At 35.9% G+C, this 24,700-nt stretch carries 23 protein-coding genes; 16 read left to right on the forward strand and 7 right to left on the reverse strand.

What is annotated here, in order from left to right; genetic code table 11:
- The first annotated feature begins 11 nt into the window (after positions 1 to 11).
- Positions 12 to 998, forward strand: coding sequence for a nucleoside hydrolase (locus tag MRY82_05170; GenBank protein MCI5072315.1), 987 nt, complete (start codon positions 12 to 14; stop codon positions 996 to 998).
- Between the two features lie 132 nt (positions 999 to 1,130).
- Here MRY82_05170 and MRY82_05175 read toward each other — a convergent pair whose 3' ends face one another.
- The gene (locus MRY82_05175) at positions 1,131 to 1,877 is read right to left on the reverse strand and encodes an SDR family oxidoreductase (protein MCI5072316.1); all 747 of its coding nucleotides are present in this window, start codon (positions 1,875 to 1,877) and stop codon (positions 1,131 to 1,133) included.
- Between the two features lie 244 nt (positions 1,878 to 2,121).
- Here MRY82_05175 and MRY82_05180 point away from each other — a divergent pair, with 244 nt between their 5' ends.
- Positions 2,122 to 3,117, forward strand: coding sequence for a beta-eliminating lyase-related protein (locus MRY82_05180; protein ID MCI5072317.1), 996 nt, complete (start codon positions 2,122 to 2,124; stop codon positions 3,115 to 3,117).
- Positions 3,118 to 3,683: 566 nt separating this feature from the next.
- Here MRY82_05180 and MRY82_05185 read toward each other — a convergent pair.
- Together MRY82_05185 and MRY82_05190 are read right to left on the reverse strand one after the other, a co-directional pair.
- Positions 3,684 to 4,871 carry an MFS transporter gene (locus tag MRY82_05185; GenBank protein ID MCI5072318.1) on the reverse strand — a complete coding sequence of 396 codons (1,188 nt, stop codon included), beginning with the start codon at positions 4,869 to 4,871 and terminating at the stop codon, positions 3,684 to 3,686.
- A 294-nt stretch (positions 4,872 to 5,165) separates the two neighbouring features.
- Positions 5,166 to 5,744: a hypothetical protein gene (locus MRY82_05190; GenBank protein ID MCI5072319.1), complete on the reverse strand. Its 579-nt coding sequence runs from the start codon at positions 5,742 to 5,744 to the stop codon at positions 5,166 to 5,168.
- 191 nt (positions 5,745 to 5,935) lie between these two features.
- Between MRY82_05190 and MRY82_05195 the strand changes: the two genes are divergently transcribed.
- Together MRY82_05195 and MRY82_05200 are read left to right on the forward strand one after the other, a co-directional pair.
- Positions 5,936 to 6,382: a hypothetical protein gene (locus tag MRY82_05195; GenBank protein MCI5072320.1), complete on the forward strand. Its 447-nt coding sequence runs from the start codon at positions 5,936 to 5,938 to the stop codon at positions 6,380 to 6,382.
- Positions 6,383 to 6,434: 52 nt separating this feature from the next.
- A complete protein-coding gene (locus MRY82_05200) occupies positions 6,435 to 6,638 on the forward strand; it encodes a CsbD family protein (GenBank protein ID MCI5072321.1) in 204 nt (67 codons plus the stop codon).
- 198 nt (positions 6,639 to 6,836) lie between these two features.
- Here the strand turns inward: MRY82_05200 and MRY82_05205 are convergent, their stop codons facing one another.
- Positions 6,837 to 7,634: a hypothetical protein gene (locus tag MRY82_05205; GenBank protein ID MCI5072322.1), complete on the reverse strand. Its 798-nt coding sequence runs from the start codon at positions 7,632 to 7,634 to the stop codon at positions 6,837 to 6,839.
- Between the two features lie 259 nt (positions 7,635 to 7,893).
- Here MRY82_05205 and MRY82_05210 point away from each other — a divergent pair, with 259 nt between their 5' ends.
- Positions 7,894 to 8,724: an SDR family oxidoreductase gene (locus MRY82_05210; GenBank protein MCI5072323.1), complete on the forward strand. Its 831-nt coding sequence runs from the start codon at positions 7,894 to 7,896 to the stop codon at positions 8,722 to 8,724.
- 19 nt (positions 8,725 to 8,743) lie between these two features.
- Here MRY82_05210 and MRY82_05215 read toward each other — a convergent pair whose 3' ends face one another.
- Positions 8,744 to 9,433: a class I SAM-dependent methyltransferase gene (locus MRY82_05215; protein ID MCI5072324.1), complete on the reverse strand. Its 690-nt coding sequence runs from the start codon at positions 9,431 to 9,433 to the stop codon at positions 8,744 to 8,746.
- Positions 9,434 to 9,641: 208 nt separating this feature from the next.
- Here MRY82_05215 and MRY82_05220 point away from each other — a divergent pair, with 208 nt between their 5' ends.
- The 10 genes from MRY82_05220 to MRY82_05265 all read left to right on the forward strand — a co-directional run bounded on the left by MRY82_05220 (position 9,642) and on the right by MRY82_05265 (position 21,098).
- Entirely contained in the window at positions 9,642 to 11,597 is a 1,956-nt protein-coding gene (locus tag MRY82_05220; GenBank protein ID MCI5072325.1) for a cation:proton antiporter, read from the forward strand.
- Between the two features lie 223 nt (positions 11,598 to 11,820).
- Positions 11,821 to 12,327 carry a hypothetical protein gene (locus MRY82_05225; GenBank protein ID MCI5072326.1) on the forward strand — a complete coding sequence of 169 codons (507 nt, stop codon included), beginning with the start codon at positions 11,821 to 11,823 and terminating at the stop codon, positions 12,325 to 12,327.
- A gap of 189 nt (positions 12,328 to 12,516) precedes the next feature.
- Complete coding sequence (locus MRY82_05230; protein MCI5072327.1) at positions 12,517 to 13,179, forward strand: SDR family oxidoreductase; 663 nt, start codon at positions 12,517 to 12,519, stop codon at positions 13,177 to 13,179.
- A gap of 370 nt (positions 13,180 to 13,549) precedes the next feature.
- On the forward strand, positions 13,550 to 14,959 hold the full coding sequence (locus MRY82_05235) for a Glu/Leu/Phe/Val dehydrogenase (protein ID MCI5072328.1): 1,410 nt from the start codon (positions 13,550 to 13,552) through the stop codon (positions 14,957 to 14,959).
- A 3-nt stretch (positions 14,960 to 14,962) separates the two neighbouring features.
- A complete protein-coding gene (locus MRY82_05240) occupies positions 14,963 to 15,763 on the forward strand; it encodes a hypothetical protein (GenBank protein ID MCI5072329.1) in 801 nt (266 codons plus the stop codon).
- Between the two features lie 122 nt (positions 15,764 to 15,885).
- A complete protein-coding gene (locus MRY82_05245) occupies positions 15,886 to 17,733 on the forward strand; it encodes an ABC-F family ATP-binding cassette domain-containing protein (GenBank protein ID MCI5072330.1) in 1,848 nt (615 codons plus the stop codon).
- Positions 17,734 to 17,825: 92 nt separating this feature from the next.
- Positions 17,826 to 19,580 (forward strand): DEAD/DEAH box helicase, encoded by a 1,755-nt coding sequence (locus tag MRY82_05250; protein ID MCI5072331.1) that lies wholly within the window; start codon positions 17,826 to 17,828, stop codon positions 19,578 to 19,580.
- A 20-nt stretch (positions 19,581 to 19,600) separates the two neighbouring features.
- Positions 19,601 to 20,017, forward strand: a complete 417-nt coding sequence (locus MRY82_05255) for a GFA family protein (protein ID MCI5072332.1) — start codon at positions 19,601 to 19,603, stop codon at positions 20,015 to 20,017.
- Complete coding sequence (locus tag MRY82_05260) at positions 20,004 to 20,402, forward strand: DUF1428 domain-containing protein (protein MCI5072333.1); 399 nt, start codon at positions 20,004 to 20,006, stop codon at positions 20,400 to 20,402. The genes MRY82_05255 and MRY82_05260 overlap by 14 nt, the downstream gene beginning before the upstream one ends.
- A 3-nt stretch (positions 20,403 to 20,405) precedes the next feature.
- Positions 20,406 to 21,098 carry a DNA alkylation repair protein gene (locus tag MRY82_05265; protein MCI5072334.1) on the forward strand — a complete coding sequence of 231 codons (693 nt, stop codon included), beginning with the start codon at positions 20,406 to 20,408 and terminating at the stop codon, positions 21,096 to 21,098.
- A gap of 6 nt (positions 21,099 to 21,104) precedes the next feature.
- Here MRY82_05265 and MRY82_05270 read toward each other — a convergent pair whose 3' ends face one another.
- A complete protein-coding gene (locus tag MRY82_05270) occupies positions 21,105 to 22,049 on the reverse strand; it encodes a threonylcarbamoyl-AMP synthase (GenBank protein ID MCI5072335.1) in 945 nt (314 codons plus the stop codon).
- An 86-nt stretch (positions 22,050 to 22,135) separates the two neighbouring features.
- Here MRY82_05270 and MRY82_05275 point away from each other — a divergent pair, with 86 nt between their 5' ends.
- Positions 22,136 to 22,729, forward strand: coding sequence for a rhomboid family intramembrane serine protease (locus tag MRY82_05275; protein ID MCI5072336.1), 594 nt, complete (start codon positions 22,136 to 22,138; stop codon positions 22,727 to 22,729).
- 4 nt (positions 22,730 to 22,733) lie between these two features.
- Here the strand turns inward: MRY82_05275 and acs are convergent, their stop codons facing one another.
- Positions 22,734 to 24,683 carry an acetate--CoA ligase gene (gene acs / locus MRY82_05280; protein MCI5072337.1) on the reverse strand — a complete coding sequence of 650 codons (1,950 nt, stop codon included), beginning with the start codon at positions 24,681 to 24,683 and terminating at the stop codon, positions 22,734 to 22,736.
- Positions 24,684 to 24,700 lie beyond the last annotated feature (17 nt).

Below are 24,700 nucleotides of genomic sequence, written 5' to 3' on the forward strand. Positions count from 1 at the left end.
AGAGAAATCAAATGAAAATTTATCTAGTAGGCATATTTGTGCTTGTTCAATCAGTGTTCGCGCAAAATCAAAAAATCTGGATTGATACAGATGTTGCTATGTATGAGAGTAATTTTTTACAGTACTTTCATGATGTTGATGATATTTTAGCTTTATTGCATATTATTCACATACCAAACATAAAAATTGAAGGTATCAGTACGCTTTATGGTAATGCTGGACATCAGCGAGCATATAAGTCTGCACTTAAAATAGTCAGTGAGCAAAATAAAAAAATACGTATTTACTCTGGAGCAAGGAGACCACGTTATTTTAAGGAGACAGAGGCACAAAGAGCTCTGATAGAAAGTTTAGAGAAAAATGATCATTTAACCATCATTGCATTGGGACCATTGACCAACATAGCCTCTGTTATTTTAAAGCGACCAGATTTGATACCAAAAATTCAGAATCTTATTTTGGTTGGTGGAAGAAGAGTCGAAAAATTCTGGAAGTTCAAAATTGGACCCAAATATATTCCAGATGCAAATATTGCGCATGATCTGTTTTCAAGTGATCTTATACTGAAACTTTTAAAAAGAATAACCATTGTTCCTTTTGAATTGGCCAGACAGATGTTCTTTGATCAGCATGATATGGAGCGTTTAGGAAACATTAATGAAAAGATGCATGAAGTAAAAAAACAAATTAAGCCTTGGTTTCAGTTATGGAAGCTTGTTGGTGAAGAAGGCTTCAATCCCTTTGATTTATTTGCCGTTGGTTATGTTTCACATCCACATTTTTTTAATTGCTTTGGAGTGGGACAGTATCGCTTAAATCAATTGCGGTTAGGTAGAAAAAAGAAGGATATACTGGAAGTAAAAAATTTAGAAAAATCTATGCATGCCCGTATACAATATTGTATAAATATCGATCAAAATTTTAAGTATGCATTTTTTGAAAATTTAGAAAATATGGATGATCAAGAATTAGTTTTAGATGAAAGTTTAGTTAAGTAACTACTCTGGTTTTTTAGAAGAACGGAGCTAAGTCAATTTAAGAACAATTGATAGCCAATTAAAATTAAAAGTGTGCAATTAAGCCTTTTAATTAAGTTGTTTGATTAAAAAACATTATTTTATATTATAGTGTTAGCGTCCACCCGTCAGAGGAATGATTGCTCCAGAAAGGTAACTGGCCTGTTCAGAGCAGAGGTATGATACGACATCAGCAATTTCTTCAGCATGGGCTATTCTTCCAAGAGGAATTTTTTTTGCTAGGTCACTTTTACGCTTATCTCTAGATACATCTGGGTGAGCTTGGGTATAAGATTCTATCGCTTGATCAAGCATGGGCGCATGTGTTGGACCTGGACATATAGCATTGACTCTAACCCCATAAGGGCCAGCATCCAGAGCGGATGTTTTAGCCATGTTGACGACAGCAGCCTTACTCATAGCATAAACGGCACTTTCTGGGGCAGCCTGAAAAACTTGTTCTGAACCACACAATACAATAGACCCATTTTTTTGTTTTTTCATAAGAGGTAAAATAGATTTTAAAATGTAAAAAGCACCTCGTATATTGAGATTTAAAATTTTCTCAAAGCTTTCGTTGGATGTTTCTTCTAAAATACCTGATGTATGTGACCCTGCATTAACAAAAAGAGCATCGATGCTAGAGAATTTTTCTTTGATTTGTAAGGTAGAGGTTTGAATGTCTTCCCACTTGCAAACATTACATTTATACCAGTGTATGTTTTTTGGAAGCGCATCTTTAGGGGGAGCGAGATCTAAATTAACCACATTCCAGTTCTGATTTGCAAAATTTAAACCGGTTGCTAAGCCTATACCTGAAGAAGCGCCGGTAATAACAATGGTTTTTTTTGAGATATGCATAATTTTAACGGTATCTTTTTAAAGTTAAAGGTCAAATTTTAACTTGATCAACAGCGCTAAAAATTAATGAGCTAATACAAATAAATCAAAACTTAAGATGGGCCGTATTTTTTTATATGAAATTTTAATTACTTTATATAAGTTGGTGAATTATGAACCAAAAGGATGCTTTGAAAATTCAGCGTTCATATAAATATTTTTGCATGGACATTACCCAATAAAGCCTAAACAATATTTTAAAGAAATGTATGATTATGTTTCTTCTGATGAAGAAGCGGATCGCTATGGTCAAGGTAAATCAATAAAAGATTTTGAATATGAATTAAAAAATCTCTTTGGTTTTGAAGACTGTGTATTTTTTCAAACTGGAACAATGGCTCAGTTAATTGCTATGCGTATATGGACGGAGCAACAAAAAAAATCAAAGATTGCATTTCATCCTACATGCCATTTAGAATTGCATGAACATTCTGCTTATAAAGTGTTGCATAAGCTAAATGCTGAATTGATTGGTGATCAAAGTCGATTGATCAATATTGAAGATTTAAAAAAATTAAAAGAAACTCCTTCGGTGGTTATTTTTGAGTTGCCTCAACGAGAAATTGGAGGACAGTTACCAATATGGAAAGACTTAAATGAACAGATTACATATTTGCGTTCAAAAAAAATAAAAGTTCACCTTGATGGAGCAAGAATTTGGGAGTGCGCTTCATATTATAAAAAAACGTATCAGGAAATTGCTAGCTTGTTTGATAGTGTTTACATAAGTTTTTATAAAGGTATTGGAGCTATTTCAGGGGCAGCATTGCTTGGGAGCCAATCTTTTATAGATAACGCACGTATTTGGAATAGAAGACATGGTGGAAATTTAATCACGGCCTTTCCAGTTTATTTGTCTGCACGCTACAATTTAAAAAAAAGAATAGCTCGCTTTGAAAAATATTACCAAAAAACAAAAGAAATATGTAAGCTGATATCAACAATGCAAGGTTATTCTATCAATCCGAAAACACCTCAAGTCAATATGTTTCACCTTATGGTTAAGGGTAAGAGTAAAGATTTATCTAAACGAGCATTGGAAGTATCGCAAGAAATGGGTATTTGGGGCTTTTCAAATATAAAGCCTTCAGATCAACCTGAGGTCTCTATGCTTGAATGGTATGTGGGTGAAGCAACATTGGATATCTCATTAGAAAAAATTGAAGAATTTTTGAATAAAATGTTACACAGCAATGATTAAGGTTTGATAAGCGTTTAAGGTGTTAACTTATTGTTTTCTTCAAAGAATTAGAGGATAATCAAATTTAAAGGAGATTAGATATGAACAGTTTATCTTCTATGTTTTGTTACTTTATTTTGGTAGCTCACCTTTTGCTGGGTATATGGGGGCTATTTGGCATTTTTGAATACGTGACAGGTTATGCTTTTATTGGATCTCTTCAAAACCCAAACTTTCCTTCAGGTACTCAATTTATACACTGGGTATTGGCTACGCTTACAAGTCTTTTTTTTCTTTTTGGATATTTTAAGAAATGGAAATACACGCCTGAAGCAATGCTTGTGATGTATGCATGTCTCACTACTTTATGCTTCATTGAAACATTTGATTTTATGACTAAAAACAATCGATATATTTTATATACAATGGAAGTTGTACAATACACAATAATTTTATTTTACTTATTCAAATCAAAAAAAATGAAAAATCAATTCAAAAGAATATAAATAATGATGAGTTTGTGCATACGTAAAGCCTCAAAAAATAAAAGTAAAATTAAAAAAATTGATTTCTTAGATGATTTTTCTCTAGGTTGAATAAAATGAACGAACTTTAGGAATGCTTCTTAACGCTAAAATACCTGAGGCTAGACAATAAAAAATAATAAATAGATAACTTGCATTATAGCTTTGCCAGAGCTTGAAAATTTGGGCAAATAAGGCAGGTCCAATTGAGGTTGAAAATACCATGGCTGAAACAGCCATGCTTTTAAATTTACCCAATTGATTGAGAGGAACCAACTCAGCAACAAAAGCCATTTTTACATTACTGGCATAACCAGCAGAAATACCTAATAATATAAAATACATTGCTATGGACAGTTTGTTGCTGCTCAAAAGAAGGCAGCTAGGGGCAAGCATGAGAGGTAGTAAATGAAAACTATAAATCAGTTTTGCACTATATTTATCAATGAGTAGACCAACCAGAACATTGGCTATAATTTGAAAAAGAGCAAACAGACTAAGACAGCTTGCAAAAAAGCTTAAGCTAACCCCTAATTCTTTGGCAATAAAACTCTGGTGAAACAATAAGGCCGTAATAAACATGGGAACAGCAATATAAGAGGGCAAGATAGCAAATAAAAAAGATTTAGAGATATTTTGATTTGAGCTTGAATACGATGGATTTAGTGGATTTTTTGTTGGTGAAGAGGAGTCAGGTTCAATTTTTCTAAAAACTTGTGCTGATTTGACCAAAGCCCAAGCTGTAGGCAATAAAGCAAACAACAAAAAGCCAGCAGCAGTGAGATAAGCCGTTCTCCAACCCATTTGTTGTGTTAGATATACCATTGTTACTGGAAGCAAGGCTTCTCCAATGGGGTGACCACTCAATACAAATGAGAGTGCTTTGCCACGATTTTTCTGGAAATACCTAGAACTGGCCGTAACCGCCACATGGCTCATGAGTCCTTGCCCTAACATCCGTATCAAAAATAAGCCTAAAATAAATGGAAGATAATGATGACTGAGAGTTAGTATAATAATGCCTAGAACTAAAGCAACAACAACAGCCGTTGCATAATGTAAGAGGTCCCAGTCATCTATATATTTACCTAACTTTGGAAGTAAGATAGCACTGGTTAAAGTTATTAAGCCATAGTAATTTGCAAACGTGCTTGTAGATATCTCAAAGCTTTGGGTAAAAGATGGGATGAAAAGTGAAATAAAAAAGGTTTGTCCAAAACTTGAGCCAAAAGTAAATAATGTGCCAAACATTAAGAAGGGTGCTTGCAATTTGATTTTAGCCCACACAGTTCAGGTTGCCTAACACAGGTTTAATTGAGAATCTATATCTTTTAATATAAGAGGCTAAGAAAACAGCTAATATAAAACAAGAGTTCAAATAACGTTGTTATAACAGTTTATAGCTGCGAGTAGAGCTCAAAAAGTTTTTTATAATACATGGTATGAGGATATCTGTATTCAAGTAGACATAAAATTTGATGAATTTGCTTTCTATATGAATAAATTTTATCGGGTGTTGTGCATACAAGAAAATTTAGAAAAAATTTAAAAATTGTATGAAATTCCTAATTTGAATGGAGTAAAAGATAATACATAGGTTTCGTCTCCAACTCCCAAATCATAGTGTAATGCAAGGTCGTCACTCAGTAATAATAATTTATTATTAGGAGATTTGTTGATGTAATAAGTTAAATACACATCTGAAACTACTTCTGGATCTGAATCGTTGCTGTTATTGATAGCAGGTATAAGGTAAATTATTATAGGGATGTTGAAAAAAAGGCTTGGATGAAGCTGTGAGTGTGTAGTAGTTTCGTAACCGTTATACTGGGCTAAAATAAATCGTTTGTTCGGCTGGACAATATGACTCCTAAGATCAAGACTTTTTTTACCAGGGGTTAATGTATCATTTAGAAAACAACAATAAGCATCATCAAAAATTCCATAGCTATCTCGACATTTATTGTTTACTTCATCCGTCAACAACGGATTATAGGCTACACTAAGATTAGTTTCATTTTTTTTTGTAGCGTATGATTTATTCACAAAACAGAAAAATACAAGCAAATAAAAGCTTAATATAAACTTAGAATTAATATTTTGTATTGGTTGTTTTTGTTTCATTTTAAATACCTATAACAGTCACAAAATCATGAGAATTTATTTAAGAACACTAACTTTGGTTAAAAGTGTTTTATGATGAAGAGTATGTAATAGAGGTTTTAATTTTTAAGCTAACCAAGGTTAGTTTTTATTAGCAATGTATCTGGTAGTCTCCAATTATAAAATAACATAATCAAAAAAAGGAGGTTAGTATGAAAAAAATAATTGCAGTCAGTATAATGATGGCAACATTATTTACATTAAATTTATCATTTGCTGATGATCATAAGAAAAAATCAGATGAAAAATACAATGATAAAGCAATTGATAAATATGTTACGATTTATACATACCAAGCGTTAGCAATGGATGAAGGTTGTTGGGCAACGTTCTATGACAAAAAAAATTTTAAGGGAGCAAATCTTACTTTAGCGGGTAGATATAGTTTAGGTGATATTGACTTTGACTTGAAGCCATACAGCTTTGGAGGATATCCAGATAGTGTAAAAGTAGGAGAAAAAGCAACGCTGCATCTTTATGGTGATGAAAATTATAAAGATCTAGACTATACCTTAAAAGCAAATGCATCAGTAAAAAAACTCAAAATGATACCTGTTTGGGATAAAATTGAGAGTGTGCGTTTGACATGTAATAAATAAAAGTAAAACCTTATAAAAACTAATTAAAAACTAAAACAAAAGGAAAACAATAATGAATAAAGAAATTGTAAAAGGAAATTGGAATCAAGTAAAAGGTAAATTTAAAGAGAAGTGGGGAGAAATATCACATGATGATGTAGATCGTTTGGAAGGTAATTATGATCAAATCATTGGTAAAATTCAACAAGCATATGGTAAAAGCAAAGAAGAAGCTGAGCATGAATTTAACAGTTGGATGAATGAGCATAAAAGTTAAAAATAAGACTTAGATTTTTAATATAACTTATTGGTTCGTACAAGGGTCTCAAACTAAAATTATTGTTTTCAATGGTTTTTAGTTTGAGGCTTTTGACATAACGTAATGTTAATTTTTTAGGCTCTAGACTAGCTTGAAGAGGTTGTTTTAAAAGTTAGATTGCATTAAAAAATATTCAATACTTTGTATCAATAAAATTTAATTGTTCTGCCGAGAACACTCAATAGCATTTCTAATCTCTTTTGGAATGAAACCGCTTGAAGCGGCCTTTGGAATTGGATCGCCAGACAGTTGACGAGTTCTTCTACGCATTGCTAAAGCTTTAAAGTTTCCGGCTTTATGTAACTGCCACACCATCCCTAAATTTTGAGTTACATCGTTTATCTCAGCTATGCTTGCATAAGTTTTTTTCATCCAATACAGTTCGGCCGCAACAAACTCTATTGTCCCCTCAAACTCTGTTAAGGCTTGGGTTATGTTTAATGGGTCAGGGTCACCGTCTGCATTAATATATTTTTGTGCATCATGGAACCAGTTCATTTCTACCATGCGCATGGCCATGTAAATTTTTATTTCAGAAGCACCAATAGAATTAAAAATAGCACCATCAAAAGAGTTTCTTCTTGGAGTCATCATACCGTGAGATTCAAGTTCTTGGTCTTCAATTTTAGCACTTTTATAGTGTTGTATTAAGCTAGCGTAGCCATTTTTATTAAGAGCCATTTTTTTAGCTCTATCAGCCATGACTAACTCTGCGGCATCTTGAAACTCTCCCTGTTTCCATAAGATGCTTGCAATAGCAGTTGGGTTGACCTCATATAAGGTGGCATATTCACAGATTATTTTTTGTCTATCTTCATTGTTAATTAAATTTGACTCTGTCATTTTTTGAAAAGCTCTAAACTCAGACCCGATTAGGCCTCTTTCTTGAGCTAAAATTAAATGCTGTGTAAAACTAAACACTACTGCGAATAAAAAAGTTGTATATTTTTTCAAGTTTTCCCCCTTGAAGCTTCATTATAACACAGTTTGTTACAAAATTACCAGTTGAAATAAGTTGTTTTATGTCAGTGGGTTGAAAGGCCAGTTTAGTTTAAATTCAACCTTTAAAGTAGGTTTTTATTAACAGCCTATTCTAGTTACAGATTCTTTTTTAAACTTCATTTACAGTGAGAGTGAATATTTGACGACTATAGAATGAGTAGTAGGTGGTGTATTTACAAGACTCTTTTTGTATTTTTGCTATAGTCTTTTTATGAGTATAGAAAAACTAAGAGATAAAGTATTAGTTGTGAGTGGTGGTAGTCGTGGCATAGGTAAAGCCATTGCTTTGCGTATGGCAAAAGCAGGCATGCGCGTGGTGATTTTAGGCAAAACAGAAACGCCACATCCTAAAGTGCCTGGAACAATTCATCAGACGGTAGATGAAATTAAAAAAGAAGGTGGCCAAGCCATGGCTATAGCTTGTGATGTCCGTGACATATCACAATTGAAAGCTGTGGTTGACCAAACCATCAAGTCTTATGGTCAATTGGATATGGTGGTGAACAATGCCGGAGCCATTCAATTACAGCCCTTGGATCAGCTTGAAGGTAAACGTATTGATTTAATGACACAAATTAATGCCTATGCTCCCATTCATTTGATAAAACTTGCCTTACCTCATCTCAAGAAAAGTGATCATGCGCATATTATTAACATTTGTCCACCCATAGATTTAGATTTGAAGTGGTTTGCAAAGCATAGTGTTTACACGGTATCTAAATATAGCCAAAGTATGCTAACATTAGGTTTGTCTGAAGAATTTAAAGACAGCACTATTGCTGTTAATGGCTTGTGGCCAAAAACCCTCATTGCTACAGCAGCGGTTCAAAATTTACTGGGTGGCGACAAGATGATTCAACGTAGTAGAAAGCCTGAAATTGTTGCTGATGCAGCACACTGGATTTTAAGTCAAGCGCCAGAAAAATTAACCGGGCATCTGTTTTTGGACGAAGAGGTATTGTCCAAAGCAGGAGTAAGTGACTTAGAGCACTATGCAATTAATTCAGATATGGATTTACAAAATGATTTGTACGTTTCTTGAGCTGTTTTAATTGCCTAGCTTATTTTTTGGCAAACCATCCGCAAATCATCAAGGCCTGAAAAAATTGAATGGTTTCTTTCAAGCCTGCTTGTTGCATTTGTTTTTCTGTTATTGAGGGAGGCAGAACAGTCAAGGCTTCTCTTAGTTGATGAGGTAGGTTTGACAAAGTTTCAGGTGTAGCGCCCATCAGTTTTTGAACTTCTTCCCATTTTTCAAGCATTTGTGGAAACTTGGATGAATCTAGATCAAAACTAATTTCTGTGTGGATTAGGTATCCACCGATGTTTAGGCGTTGAGTCATGTGCTTAAAAAAATCTATACGGTTTTCTTTTTCAACAAAGTGTCCTACAAACAGACTTAAAATTGCATTAAAGTCTTGTTGAGTAGGAACATCATTTATATAACCATGAATAAACTCACACCTGTTGACTAAACCAGCGTTAGCCATCTTTTTTTTACATACATCCAACATTGACTTTGAGGGCTCTAAAGCAACAAAACGCCACTTTGGAAAGATATTGGCAAAATAAAGGATTTCAGACCCCGTTCCAGCACCTACACATAGAACTTTTGAGTCTTCAGGTAATGTCTTTAAGATTAAACGACTTGAAAAATGTAGGGCATCTTTTATTGGACTGAGCTTACGGTTTCGTTCATCGTAAACTTGAGCCATACCTTCATTAAAAAAATCAACAGGTGTCTTGCTCATAAATTGTCCTTTACTGACAAATTGTATTGAATTTATAGCTTATACTACTTTCCATTATTGAAGTAACTTAGATAACACATCATGAATATCTAAGCTTTATCACTACTAAGAAAAATTGTATAAAAACATGATATGTTTTTTTAGATCTTAGAAGATAGAATGTAATGTTTATGGCTATATATTTTTATTAAGGTTAAAGGGATACAGTATGGGAATTGCTACAGACATTATATTTTTAATTGTAACTGCCTTTTTTTTAGGCATTGTTCTTCAACGATTTGGTCAACCTATTATTCTTGGTTATATTGCGGCGGGTATTCTTTTGGGGCCCTATACAGGGGGGCTTACCGTTTCTGATGTGCACGAAATTGAAAAATTGGCAGAAATAGGTGTTGCTCTTTTGCTGTTTGCTTTGGGCCTAGAGTTTTCATTTAAAGATTTAAAACCAGTAAAGTGGGTGGCTTTATTGGGAACCCCTCTGCAAATGATGTTAACCATTGCTTTAGGCTATGGGATTGGCATGTATTTGGGGCTAGACTGGAAAGAATGTGTTTGGCTGGGGGCATTGCTTTCTCTTTCAAGTACCATGGTTGTATTAAAAACTTTAATGAACCAGGGCTGGTTGGGAACACTTTCCAGTAAAGTCATGATTGGTATGCTCATTGTTCAGGACTTGGCCATCATTCCGCTGATGATTATACTGCCTCAGTTAAATAACCCTGAGGGTGGTGTGTCTATTTTAATTCTTGCTTTAGCAAAAGCCCTGGCATTTATTCTGATGATGGTTTTTGTGGGCACACGAGTATTTCCCATGCTCTTATCTTATATTGCTAGACTTGGATCTAAAGAGCTTTTTCTCTTAGCTATAGCAGCACTGGGCTTGGGTGTGGGTTACCTTACCTATCATGTAGGGCTGTCTTTTGCTTTTGGAGCATTTGTGGCAGGTATAGTTTTAAGTGAATCAGACTTTGGTCATCAAGCTTTGAGTGATATTATCCCTTTGCGAGATCTTTTTGGCCTTTTGTTTTTTGCATCTGTTGGAATGTTGCTGGACCCGGTATTTGTTAAAGAGCATGCGGTAGAAATTGTGTCCTTGGTAATTTTGGTAAGTCTGGGAAAAGGGCTGATTTTTGCCTTGATAACCAAGCTGTTTCATTATAAAAATGTTGTTCCCATAGCTGTTGGCGCCGGATTATTTCAAGTGGGTGAGTTTTCTTTTGTACTTGCACAGTTAGGTTTGTCTAGCCAATCTATCTCACAAGACTTGTATGGATTAATTTTAAATACAGCCATTGTGACCATGATTATTACTCCATTTGTTTCAAAACTGGTTCCTAAAGTCTACGCCTTGAAAAAACGTTTCTCAAAACATGAAGAGCTATCTATGTCCAATATCAGCGACAAGGGTTTAGATAAGCATACGGTTATTATTGGTGGCGGAAGAGTTGGGTCTAGTCTTGCTAAAGTTTTTAAGAAAATAGATAAGTCATTTGTTATTATTGAACATGATCATTATCGTTTCTTAGAGTTAAAAACCAAAAAAGTTCCAGTCATTTATGGTGATGCCAGTCATGAAGTTGTTCTAAGGTCAGCAAAAGTAGATCAAGCCTACAGTATGGTCATCACTGTTCCTGACTTAGTGAGCAGTACAAATATTATAAAAAAGTCAAAAGACCTTAATCTAAATTTATCTTTTGTTGCAAGAACGTCTGATGTTAAGGCTTTAACGGTATTCCAAGATTTAGGTGTTCAAAATATTGTATTGCCTGAATATGAAGCAAGTTTTGAAATGTTAAGAGAAGTTTTGTTACTTGATGAAATGCCCGTAGAAGATATTCAAACACATACTGAGAATCTACGTCGTGATCTTTTTTCACCTTACTTTACCAAAGGTGGACATTATGAAACCTTAAGACAGCTTAAAGCTGCTGAACAACAGTTTCCTTTAAAATGGTTTCAAGTTAAGGAAAATAGTCCATTGAAAACGCAAACAATTGCCAGCTCTAAAGCACGTTCAGAAACAGGGGCTTCTATTGTTGGTATCATTCGTGAAAATACAGCTATACCCAATCCAGGAGTTGATGAGAGATTTGAAGCGGGGGATTGGGTTGCCATCATTGGCAATGAAGCGGCTCAAAAAGCTTTTTCAAAGCTAATGGTTTGAACGATATCGATTAAATAACGCAGGCAAAGTTTAACTAGGCCAATGTTGATTTTAGAGTCATCAATTAACATTGTTGATGAATGAACTGTGTCCAAAAAATAAACCCTTTATTCAGCTCAGTGTTGCACTAACTTTAGTCAGATGAATTATAAGTTGGATCAGATAAGTATATTTTAAATTAAATTGTTGTGAACATGAAATAATTTAAAGCAAGGAGCAAAAAATGAAAAAAGTAATGATAGCTTTAATTGCTGGGTTTGTATCATTAACCTATGCAGAAGAACGCTATATGGTAGAAACCAATGATAGAGATGTTCAAGTTGGAGCAGTATTTTTAATGCCATATCAATTAAGTGAACCAGAAGGCTCTACAGCATCTTTGTTTGGTGCTAGAGGTGAAATTTTCCCCGATCCAACATGGAGTGTGGGAGTGGAAGCAATATTTGGTGTTGAAGATAAAGGATTTGATGAAAACCCTCTGTATGTAACGCCTTTATTAAACTTTTATCCCGGAGCCAATAGAGCCATTGAGCCAGTTGTTAACTTTGGATTACCTATTTTGTTGAACACATCCGAAGACAATATTGGTGTTCGTGGTGGTTTAGGTTTAATGACCACTTTGGGTGATACAGGTTTAGGTTTAAAGTACTCTTTTGATGTTAACTATTTCTTTGACCAAGATGTGCTAAGCTTAAACATTGTCAACTTGGCCTTGAACTACTCTTTCTAAAGATAAATGTTTTATAAAAAAAAGTCTCTTTTTTAACTTATTGATTAAGTGAAGTGAAGAGGCTTTTTATTTTTTAATGTCTGAGTTTTATTCAGTCTATTGTATTGTTAAGTAAAACCATTTGCTTGAATAGAATTTAAAGATGTTTTAACTTACATCTTGATATGATGAATAATTAAGGAGTTATCAATGAATATTGCAATTATTGGCGCAAACAGAGGTATTGGTTTAGAGCTGGTTAACCACTACACGCAAGCTGGACATGAAGTTTATGCATTTTGCAGGAATACATCTAAAGCTTTAGAAAAACTTAATCCTAAACAAATTATCACGGACTTTGATGTACAGAAAATAGATGTTGTGAAAAAGTTACAGTCAAATATAAAGGATATTCATTTTGATGATGTGATTCACGTTGCAGGAATACTTAAAAGTGATCAATTTGACTCTCTAGATAAAAATAATTTGCTTGAACAGTTTGAAGTCAATGCTGTAGGGCCAATTTTATCCTTTAAGTTTTTCCTTCCCCATATGGATAAAGGATCGAAATTTTCTATACTGAGTAGCAGAATGGGTTCAATTACAGATAACAGCTCTGGAAATAATTATGGTTATAGAATGTCAAAAGCGGCAGTCAATATGGCAGCAAAAAATTTAAGTATTGATGCAAAAGATAAAGAAATCAGTGTTTTGATTCTTCATCCAGGTTACGTTAAAACCGATATGACGCAACATAATGGTCATATCAGCGCAGCTGAATCTGCACAACAGATAGCCAAACTTATTGAAGACAAAGATTTTACAGATACCGGAACCTTTTGGCACGCTAATGGTGAACCATTGCCCTGGTAGTATTGTAGTGTGTTATTTAATGAATGATTAATGATTCTTTGCTGATATTGTATTGTGTGTTCTTGCTAAAGTACATGTGTTTTAGTTATATTTAGTTGATTTGCTTGCTATGCATTTAGTATGTAGCTCAACCTTTTAAATCACAGTGAATGTTAAACTGCTAAACATCAAACGTATATTGCTTATTAACTTTGCTGTTTCACAATAATTAACTAAGCAACTGTTTAAGCAAAAAAAATCCAAATCTTTGTTATAAAGGCGTGCGAATTTTTTTATATCCTTTAAAAAATGCAGTCTTATTATAACCAGTGTATGATTTAATGCGTTTGATATAAAGTATGCGTGCAAATCTTAAATTAAAGGAAGTGTAATGAAAAAGTTGAGTTTTTTTAAACAGGTAGAACTTAGTTTTGATCGAGCGGCAAAATATACCAGTTTTTCAAAAGATATTTTAGATCAAATTAAAAAGACAAATTCTATCATTCATATTCATTTCCCAATTAAAAAAGATGATGGATCAATTGAGGTTATAGAAGCTTGGCGAGCTCAACACAGCCATCATCGATCACCGTGTAAAGGCGGTATTCGTTTTTCTACTATTGCCAATGAAGATGAAGTAAAAGCTTTGGCTGCCTTGATGACCTATAAATGTGCAATCGTCGACGTTCCTTTTGGGGGAGCCAAAGGAGCTGTCAAAATTGACTCAAGAAATTATTCAGAAGCAGAATTAGAAAGAATTGTAAGGCGCTTGACTTTTGAGTTGTACAATAAAAGATTTATTGGTCCTGGTATTGATGTTCCAGCTCCTGACTATGGCTCAGGAGCTCGTGAAATGGCTTGGATTTCTGATACCTACAAGTCTTTAAGTAATGAGTTGAATGCTATTGCATGTGTTACGGGTAAGCCGGTGACACAGGGAGGTATTAGAGGAAGAGCTGAGGCTACTGGCTTGGGTGTAGCATTTGGATTAAAAGAATTTTGTGAAAACAAAACCATTGCTCAAGCATATGGTGTTGAGCACGGTATTCGAAACAAACGTATTGCTATTCAAGGTCTGGGGAATGTAGGTTATTTCAGTGCTTTGTTTTTAAGTCAATTTGGTGCAAAAATTGTTGCAGTATCTGAATATGAGGGGATGATTAGCAATGAACAAGGTTTAGATATTGAAGCTTTATACAAGTATAGAAAACAAGAGGGTACAATTGAGAAGTTTCCAGGCGGACAATTCACAAAAAATCGTGAGGATGTGTTTTCATATGAGTGCGATATTTTGATTCCCGCAGCTTTAGAAGCACAGATCAATTCTGAGAATTATAATGTGATTAAAGCTAGAGTAATTGCGGAAGCGGCAAATGGTCCAGTGACAGATGAAGCCAGTCAAAAGCTTTTTGAAAAGGGAGTTGTGATTATTCCGGATGTTTACTTGAACGCTGGAGGTGTTACTGTCTCTTATTTTGAGTGGATCAAAAATTTATCACATATTCGTTTGGGAAGAATTGAGCGCCGCTATGATCAAAAGAGCTTTAATAATATGGCTGCTCTGGTATCAGAAATCACGGGCACAACAATTGACTCAGAAAAAATAGATGAGTATGCAAATCATGGAGGTGAAAAAAACCTTGTGGCTTCAGGCTTAGAAGAGACAATGATTAACAGTTTGCATGAGTTGTTTGAGGTTTGTCAATCTAAAGATTTTGCCATCGATTTAAGAACAGCGGCCTTTATCAGTGCAATTAATAAAATTGCAATCAGTTATGAAGAAAACGGAATTTTCCCATAAGCCATGCTGAAAAAAAGTCGGTACCGTATGCTTTGCGATATGTTTATCAAAACACCATCCATAATAGTGTTGAGCGCACTTTTTGCTATCAATTGGGCGTTTGCTGAAGAAAGACAATCCCGGTTTCGAATAGAAACTGAGGTTGCTTCAACCTGGCAAAGCCGAAACGATGTCCAAATTCCTGGTGATACGGGTACTGCCTTTTCTTTGAGTGACTTTGCCTCGGGTCCTTTTTTTGCAAGCCGTGTATACTTTTGGTTTCATTTTAATGATAGACACTCAATACGTGCATTGTATGCACCGCTTAATATTCAGGTTGAGGGCTTGTCTGACAATAATATTGAGTTCAATGATGCTGTTTTTTCTGGTGGCGCCCCGGTGACTGGATCTTATAAGTTTAACTCGTATCGCCTTGCATACCTTTACCACCTAAGATCTGATTCACCTTGGCAGATTGCTATTGGTTTCTCAGCTAAAATAAGAGATGCAAGAATAGCCTTAAGCAATGCAACAACACGCAGTGTATACAGTAATATAGGCTTTGTTCCTCTTTTGTTGGCCAGGCTTGAATACCACTTCAATCAAGACTTGTTCTTGCTACTGGATATTGAAGCATTGGCCGCACCCCAAGGAAGAGCGGAAGATGCTACCTTACAGATACGTTATAGCCCTTTTAAGGGCACCTTTGAAAATACCAATATAGGCTTTGGCTATCGAACAGTTGAAGGTGGTGCAAGCAATGAGAAAGTGAATACCTTTGCTTGGCTTCATTACTTGACATTATCAGTGGCTGTAGATTTTTAATACATGCGCAGTTTTTATCAAAAAGCCGTAAAAAGAAGCTTTTCCATGACATGTAATTTTAAAAGAGGAGATCATGTTTGTGCTAGACTATTTTTTGTTTTTAAGTAGGTTATAGCCCTATTATGTCAAGTCCTCTTTTAAGTGTTCATCAATTAAGCCAGTCTCATGGTGCTAAAAGTCTTTTTAAAAACTTAAGTTTTTCAATTCAGCATCAAGATAGAATTGGATTGTTGGGACCCAATGGTGCAGGGAAAACCACATTATTGAATATTATTGCGGGGCAGTTAAAAGCGGACGCTGGGCAGGTTATTTATACTCAAAATTTAAAATTAGGCTACTTGGAACAATCTCCCAGTTTTCAACATGCAACAATCGAAGAAGAACTTTTAGCGGTTTTAGACGATGCATTTGATAAACGTCAACGATCAATGGCAGAAGAACTCATCTCTCGTTTAGGTTTAGATTCTGATAGGTTTGACAGACATGCAGAAATTAAAACATTATCTGGTGGGCAACAAAAAAGAGTGGCGCTGGCTAGAGCTTTATTGAAACAACCCGATTTATTAATCTTAGATGAACCGACCAACCATCTTGATATAGAAAGTTTATTGTGGCTGGAAGACTACCTTGAACAACAAAAAAACTTAACATTATTATGTGTTAGCCATGACCGGTTGTTTTTACAAAATGTCTGTCACACTATTTTTGATTTAGACCCAAAATACAAAGAGGGTTTGTTAAAAATTGAGGGGTCTTACGATCAGTACTTAAACCACAAAGAAAGCGTTTTAGCAGCGCAGGAGTCTTTTGAAGCAAGTCAAGCCAATATCCTCAGAAGAGAAACAGCTTGGCTGCAACGTGGAGCCAAAGCCAGAACTACCAAAGCCAAGGCACGAATAGATAAAACACAAGCATTAAAAACAGAGGTGGATGCTTTACGTGAACTGAATAAAAAACGTGACCTTAGTATTGAGTTTTCAGTCAATCAAAAGTTACCTAAAAAACTGATTGAAGCTAAAAAAATATCAAAAGCTTATGCGGATAAAATCTTATTTAAAAATTTTGATTTGAGCTTGATGGCCGGTTCAAGGATAGCGCTCTTGGGTAAAAATGGCGTGGGTAAAACAACTTTGATTCGCTGTTTGTTGGGTGAAGAAGCCATTGATACAGGCAGCATTGATAGAGCCGAGAATTTATTTGCCAATTATATTGACCAAACCAGAGCAGGTTTAGACCAGGAAAAAAGCTTGATGGAAAATTTAGACAGTCAAGGCGGCCATGTTTTTGTCAATGGAACGCCTTGGTTTGTTGATGCCTATTTAAATCGATTTAATTTTAAAAAAGAACAGTTCACTATGCCTGTTAAAGCTTTATCTGGAGGAGAAAAAGCACGTTTGATGCTGGCCAAATTAATGCTCAAACCATCACCTGTAATTGTTCTAGATGAGCCTACCAATGATTTGGATATAGAAACCTTGGATGTGTTAAGAGATGCTTTAAAAAGTTATACTGGGGCAGTCATTTTGGTTACGCATGACAGGTTATTCATGGAGCAGGTCTGTGATAGTATCATTGCCTTTACAGATAAAAACGATTTATTGAACGAAGAAGAAGGGCAGTTGATTCGTTTTGAGTCGTATTTGCAATGGCAAGATTGGAAAGAACAGCAAAAAAAACAACATCAAGCCAAGTTAGAACAAGCAAAACAGACCCAAAAAAAGCGTTCCAATAATGTTTTAAAGATGAGCTATAAAGAAAGCTATGAGTTAGAGCATATTGAAGAAAAAATTCTGGAAAAAGAAGCTCAGCTTGAATCAGTGAAAACTGACCTTGCAAGTGACGCAGTGGTCAGTAATCCAGAAAAATTAATAGAACTTTCTAAGCAACAGGAAAGCTTAGAAAGTGAAGTTGAAAGTATGTATCAACGCTGGGCTGAACTGGATGAAAAGCAAAAGCTGTGTTCCAAGTAAACCTTAAAGAAAAAGTATTGGATAAACTTCTCTTGGGCCAGGTGCAATAGATTAGCATCGTTAACAAGTTTCTGCTAGAACAACAAGACTGTATGTATCAACTCAGAGACTATCAGAAACAAGCTGTTGACAGCACCATTGCCTACTTTAAAAAGAAGCGTAATCCGGGTTTAATTGTTTTGCCCACGGGTGCGGGAAAAAGTTTGGTGATTGCCGAGTTGGCCCGTGTTGCCAAAGGCAGGGTTTTGGTCTTGGCGCATGTCAAAGAATTGGTTGAGCAGAATCATGCTAAGTTTGAAAGTTATGGGTTAAAAGCCGGAGTTTATTCTGCCGGTTTAAATAAAAAGCAAAGCGCTGAAAAAGTTATTTTTGGTGGGATACAGTCTGTTGCCAATGCGCCGGACAGTTTTTTTGAGGCTTTTACTTTATTGGTAATTGATGAGTGTCACAGAGTGAATATTGATGCCGACACACAATACGGCAAAGTGATCCAGAAACTTAAAGAAAAAAATAAGGATATATGTGTTTTAGGCTTAACCGCAACGCCGTACAGAACAAACTTGGGTTGGCTTTACAATTATGCGGATACGGGTGAAATTAAAACAACGGAACCAAGGTTTTTTCAGCACTGTATTTTTGAACTGCCATTGCACTACATGATCAAGCATGGCTATTTAACGCCACCGGTAAAGGTTGATATTCCAGTCACCTGCTATGATTTTTCTGAACTGGCTCAACCGGGTAAACTCTATACAACAAAAGAAGTGGATGAATTGCTAAAGCAACAACGAAGCTTAACACCCTTAATCATTAAAAATATCATAGATATTGCTGAAAAGTATGATCGCCAAGGGGTTATGATCTTTAGCAGTACAGTCAAACATGCTCGTGATATTCTTGAGTATTTGCCCAAAGATAATGCGCGTTTGATTATTGGAGAAACCGAAGCTCAAGATCGAGATCAGATCATTGAAGATTTTAAGCAAAAAAAATTTAAATACTTGGTGAACGTATCTGTTTTAACGACAGGCTTTGATGCTCCACACGTTGATGTAATTGCTATTTTAAGACCCACAGAATCAATAAGCTTGTATCAACAAATAATTGGTAGAGGCTTGCGTTTGGATAAACATAAAACAGATTGTTTTGTTTTAGACTATACAGGCATGAGCTATGATATATACAGCCCACAAATCAGTGAAAGAAAAACCACGTCCAACGCTGTTCCTGTCTTGATTGAATGCCCGCAATGTGCATTTGAAAATACTTTTTGGGGTATTGTGGATGATGAAGGCAATGTTGTAGAGCATTATGGAAGAAAGTGCAAAGGGGGTGTGTTTGACGATGAGAGCTATAGCATAAAAGCATGTGGATACAGGTTTAGATTTAAGATCTGTGAAAAATGTGGTGAGCAAAATGATCTAACAGCAAGGGCATGTACACAGTGTCAACATGAGTTGGTCAGTGCCGAAGAAAAACTAAAGCAAGCCAAATTGTCAAAGACAGCCCATGTTTTAATTCCTGATCATGTTGAGTGGCAAAAAAGAAAAGATAAACATGGCAATGATTTTTTACAAATCAAGTACTATGATTTTGATGCCAATGCTTTATCAGAATATTACTATTTAAATAACAGAACCAGTTTGCAAAAATTTCATATTAATTTTTTACGCTCGCATATGAAAAGACCAGAAAAAAAGTTGCATATAAACTCTATTGAGGATGTAATTTCAGCACAAAATCATTTTAGAGTGCCAGCTTTTATCATAGCTCGTAAACAGGATAAGTTTTGGAAAATAACAGAAAAAATCTTTGCTGAAGAAGTAAATCTAAATATAAGGTATTAAAAAACAAAGGAGAAAATTTTATGTCAAACAATACAGCCACGTGTTTATGTCAATCTGTAAAGATGAATGTTGCATCTAATAATAGATCTATAGGAGCATGTCATTGTGGCATGTGTAGAAAAGTTGCTGGTGGTCCCTTATTGGCAGTTGATTGTGGGCAAGATGTTCAAATTTCTGGTCAGGAACATATTGGGGTGTATAGCTCTTCAGACTGGGCAGAAAGGGGGTTTTGTAAGGTTTGTGGCAGTAGCTTGTTTTATCGTTTAAAAGAGGAGCAACAATATTTTATTCCCGCTGGTTTATTTGATGATCAAAACTTTAAACTTGATCATCAAATCTTCATTGATCATAAACCAAGCTACTACGACTTTGCCAATGAAACCCATACCATGACTGAGCAAGAAGTTTTTGAAAAAGCCATGAGTGAAAAAAAGTAATGATATGTTTTATCTTGATACCTATGTAATTCCAGTCAAAAAGAATCGTTTAGATGAATACAAAACAATGTCTAAACTATCTGCACAAGTATGGTTAGATCATGGAGCCTTATTTTATACGGAAGCTTTGGCAGATGATGTGAGTTTGGGAGACCTAACCTCTTATTATAAAAGTGTAGATTTAAAAGATGATGAAGTCTTGGTCACTGGTTTTGCAGTTTATAAAAATAAAGAAGATAGAGATCGAATTAAAAAAGAAGTTATGGATGATGATCGCATGAAAAAAATGGATTTTGATAATGCTCCGTTTGATATGCAACGTATGTATTGGGGAGGGTTTTCCAGTATTACGGCTCTGGGTGGAATTGAACAGCCAAAGTTATAGTAAATGAATATGTTGGCTATTGATAAAGATTTAAATGCTTTAAAAAATAAAAGCTATGCCGAACATGCCCAGAGCTTTTTTAAAACTGGAAAAGGTGAGTATGGCGAAGGAGATTGTTTTTTAGGGATTCGTGTTCCTGTTCTTAGAAAGCTTGCTAAACAATATAAAGATATTGACTTGAGCACTGTTCAAAAACTTTTAGATTCAAAGTGGCATGAAAAAAGACTTCTGGGACTTTTTATTTTGATTCATCAATATAAAGATAATCCTGATCAAGTTTATAAAGTGTACACCAACAATTTTAAAAATATCAATAATTGGGACTTGGTCGATACAACCTGTCATAAAATTATTGGCCCTCATCTTTTTGATAAAGATAGATCTGTTTTATACACCTGGGCCAGGTCAAAAAATTTATGGACCAAGAGAATTAGCATGATGACCACCTACTATTTTATTCAAAGAAATCAGTTTCAAGACACCTTAAAGTTAGCTGAGGTTTTATTGGATGATGAGCATGATTTGATTCATAAAATAGTGGGTTGGATGTTAAGAGAAGTGGGAAAGCGATCCAAAGCAACGGAAGATCAATTTTTAAAAAAACATTATAAAGTCATGCCTAGAACCATGTTACGCTATGCCATTGAAAAATATCCACAAACAGAGAGAAAAAAAATACTCAATTCCTCCTGGTAGACTTTGTTAATCAATAATTCCTGAAGCAGCTTTTTTTAATCTATCCAATATACCTTGCCACTTTGGATCTAAATGCCAAGAAGGTTTTATATGGCAGACAAATGAATGATAATCGTTATCTTGATGCAATAATGTATAGAGAGAGCGTGCAGCTAAGATTGGATCATTTGGAAGTTTTAGTTCCATATAACTGTTGAGCTGTATATGATTTAAAAAATCAGTTATGGTTGATAGATCAAAACTGGACGTTAAAAATAAAGGTTTGCTGGGCATGTAGTGATCTTCCATCATGCCGGGTGCGTTGATGGAGTCATTTGGTTTTTTTTCAATACAGTGGATTCCAATGTTTTCAAAATCTTCTTGATTGAGCATACCAGGTCGTAAAATACCAACCCCTCCTTGAGTTAACTCAACTATGGTTGACTCTATACCTACTGTGCATGAGCCACCATCTAAAATATAAACATCATCTTCTGAAAAAGCTTTTTGTACATGTTCAACTTGGCTTGGGCTGGTTTGTTTAAATTTATTGGCACTGGGAGCAGCCAAAGGAACGCCAAGTGATTCAATAAGGGTCTGCGTTAGGGAATGTTTTGGAAAACGGATGCCAACCGTAGGTAAACCGGCAGTGATAATATCAGATACATGTTCTTTTTTGGGCAGGATCATGGTTAATGGACCCGGCCAAAAGCTGTGCGCTATTTTTTGAGCGGTATCTGACCAGCAAGAGCTTAAGCTTTTGGCCTGTTCAATGCTGGCTACATGAACAATCAGTGGATCAAAGAAAGGGCGTTCTTTGAGGGTAAAAATTTTATGGATCAAGGCTTCATTATCAATTGGGGCAGCCAGGCCGTAAACCGTTTCTGTAGGAATGGCAACCAGCTTTTGTTGTTTGAAGGCTGATAAAGCATTTTTAATGGCATGATCTATACTTGTTTGGGTGGGCAGCACAGCTTTGCCATATCATAAAATAGATCAAACGGGTAAGGCCAATTGATTGAGGCCAGAAAGTTAATTTTTGTGTTTATTTATGATACATGATGCCTATTGTGCTAAGAAGTTTTGTTCCCTTATGTATTGCTTTAAATGTCATTGTCTTTTTACTCTGGCGGACTTTGCCCAGAGAAGTCATGTTTGAACATTTTACCATCAGCTGGCTTGCCTTAAGTCAAAATAGGTTTTGGACCTTGATCACATCAGCCTTTTCTCATATTGAGTTATGGCATCTATTGATTAATATGTTTGTTCTTAATAGTTTTGGCCCTGTGTTAGAAATGATTGTAGGTAAAACATCCTTTTGGCGATTTTATATTTTTGCTGCAGTCATTGGTTCTTTGGCACATGCGGTGGTGAGTAAATTTTTAATGAGCCAAGCAAGCTTACCCGCTGTAGGGGCTTCAGGAGCCATTGCTGGGGTCATTTTATTGTTTGCTTTAAAGTTTCCTAAAGAGAAAATTTTGTTATTTGGTATAGTCCCCGTGCCAGCCTTGATTGGCTCCATGCTTTTTATTGGTATTGATGTTTGGGGTTTAATTGCCCAAACCAAAGGCGGTGGACTGGGGATTGGCCATGGCGCACACTTGGGCGGATCATTGGCCGGGCTACTTTACTACCTAATGTACATCAAATAGTAGGTTAAACCATTTGTTTGCGTTGTTCAATTAAGGTTTCAACGCATTCTGGATTGGCCAAAGTTGAAGTGTCTCCCAAAGTATCAAAATCTTTGTGTGCAATTTTTCTTAAAAGCCTGCGCATCACTTTTCCGCTTCTGGTTTTAGGAAGAGCCTTGCAAATGTGTACGTGCTCAGGTTTTGCAAAGGATCCAATCAAAGTTTTGACTTGATTCTTGATAAGATCAGACCATTGCTCTGCATTATGCTCAGTGGAGGTATGATTTAAAACAACATAGGCATAAATGCTTGTACCTTTGATGTCATGAGGAATGCCAATAACTGCAGACTCGGCAACATCATGGTGTTCAACAATAGCACTTTCTATTTCTGCTGTTCCCAGGCGATGGCCAGAAACGTTGATGACATCATCCATTCTACCTGTGATCCAAAGATAGCCGTCAGCATCTCTTTTTGCGCCATCACCGCTAAAGTAATAGCCCTTGTATTGTGAGAAATACGTTTCATAGAAGCGATCATGGTTTTTGTAAATCGTGCGAGCTTGCCCAGGCCAAGAATCAGCAATGCATAGTGCCCCTTCGCCAGCTCCCTCAATTGTTTGACCATTTTTATCTAAGATTTCTGGCTTGATGCCAAATAAAGGCAGGGTTGCACAGCCGGGTTTGGTGGGGGTGGCTCCAGGAAGCGGTGAAATAAGAATGCCACCGGTTTCGGTTTGCCACCAGGTATCAACAATAGCGCAGCGTTTTTCACCGACTATGTCATAATACCATTTCCAAATTTCTGGATTGATGGGTTCTCCAACACTGCCTAAAATACGTAGGCTTGCCCTGTTATGTTGCGTAACCCATGCATTTCCTTCAGCAGCAATAGCTCTTAGAGCAGTGGGAGCGGTATAGAACAGAGAAACTTTTAACTCTTCAACGATTTGCCAATAGCGGCCAGCATTGGGATAAACCGGTGTTGATTCAAAAATAACCGTTGTTGCTGCATTGGCTAAAGGGCCATAAACAATATAAGAGTGCCCCGTAATCCAGCCGACATCAGCGGCGCAAAAGTAAATATCCTGTTCATGATAGTCAAAGACCCATTTATGGGTGTTTGAAGTATACACCATGTAACCGCCGGTTGTATGTAAAAGCCCTTTAGGTTTACCGGTACTCCCAGATGTGTATAGAATAAATAAAGGGTCTTCACTGTCCATCCACTCTATTGGACAAGCAGTGTTTTGTTTTTGCATCTGCTCAGTTAAGTCAAGGTCTCTACCTTTTTGCATGTTGACCGCTGTTGCTGTGTGTTGGTATACCAACACACTTTGCACAATATCTTGTCCATCTAAGGCTTGGTCAACAATGTCTTTTAGTGGAATTGTGCGGCCACCGCGTAAGCCTTCATTGGCAGTTAATAAAACCTTGCTACCCGAGTCTACGATTCTATCTCTTAATGCCTCACTACTAAAACCAGCAAAAACGACTGAATGAATGGCCCCAAGTCTAGCACAGGCAAGCATGGCATAAATGGTTTGGGGTACCATGGGCATGTAAATGCATACTCGATCACCTTTTTGAACACCTTGAGATTTGAGTACATTGGCCAGTTGACTGACTTTTTCTAAGAGTGTTTGGTAATTGATGTGCTCATACTGACCTGCTTCATCTTTGGCCCAGATCAGGGCAGTTTTTTGCCCTAAGCCAGCTTCAACATGCCTATCAACACAGTTGTAACAGGCATTGAGTTTACCGCCGGTAAACCATTTTATTTTGGCTTCATTGAAATTGATTTTTTTAACCTGTTGATAATCTTTAAACCAGGAAATACTTTGAGCTTGTTCATGCCAAAAGCGTTCTGGATCATTAATGGATTGTTGGTAAAGCTCCTGATACCTGGTCATAGATTCAATATGGGCATTTTTTTGAATGTGATTGGATGGAGAGTATGTTTTTATTGTGCTCATAATAAAGGTATAGCAAA

This window comes from bacterium (assembly GCA_022763185.1).
Taxonomy (GTDB): domain Bacteria; phylum Bdellovibrionota_G; class JALEGL01; order JALEGL01; family JALEGL01; genus JALEGL01.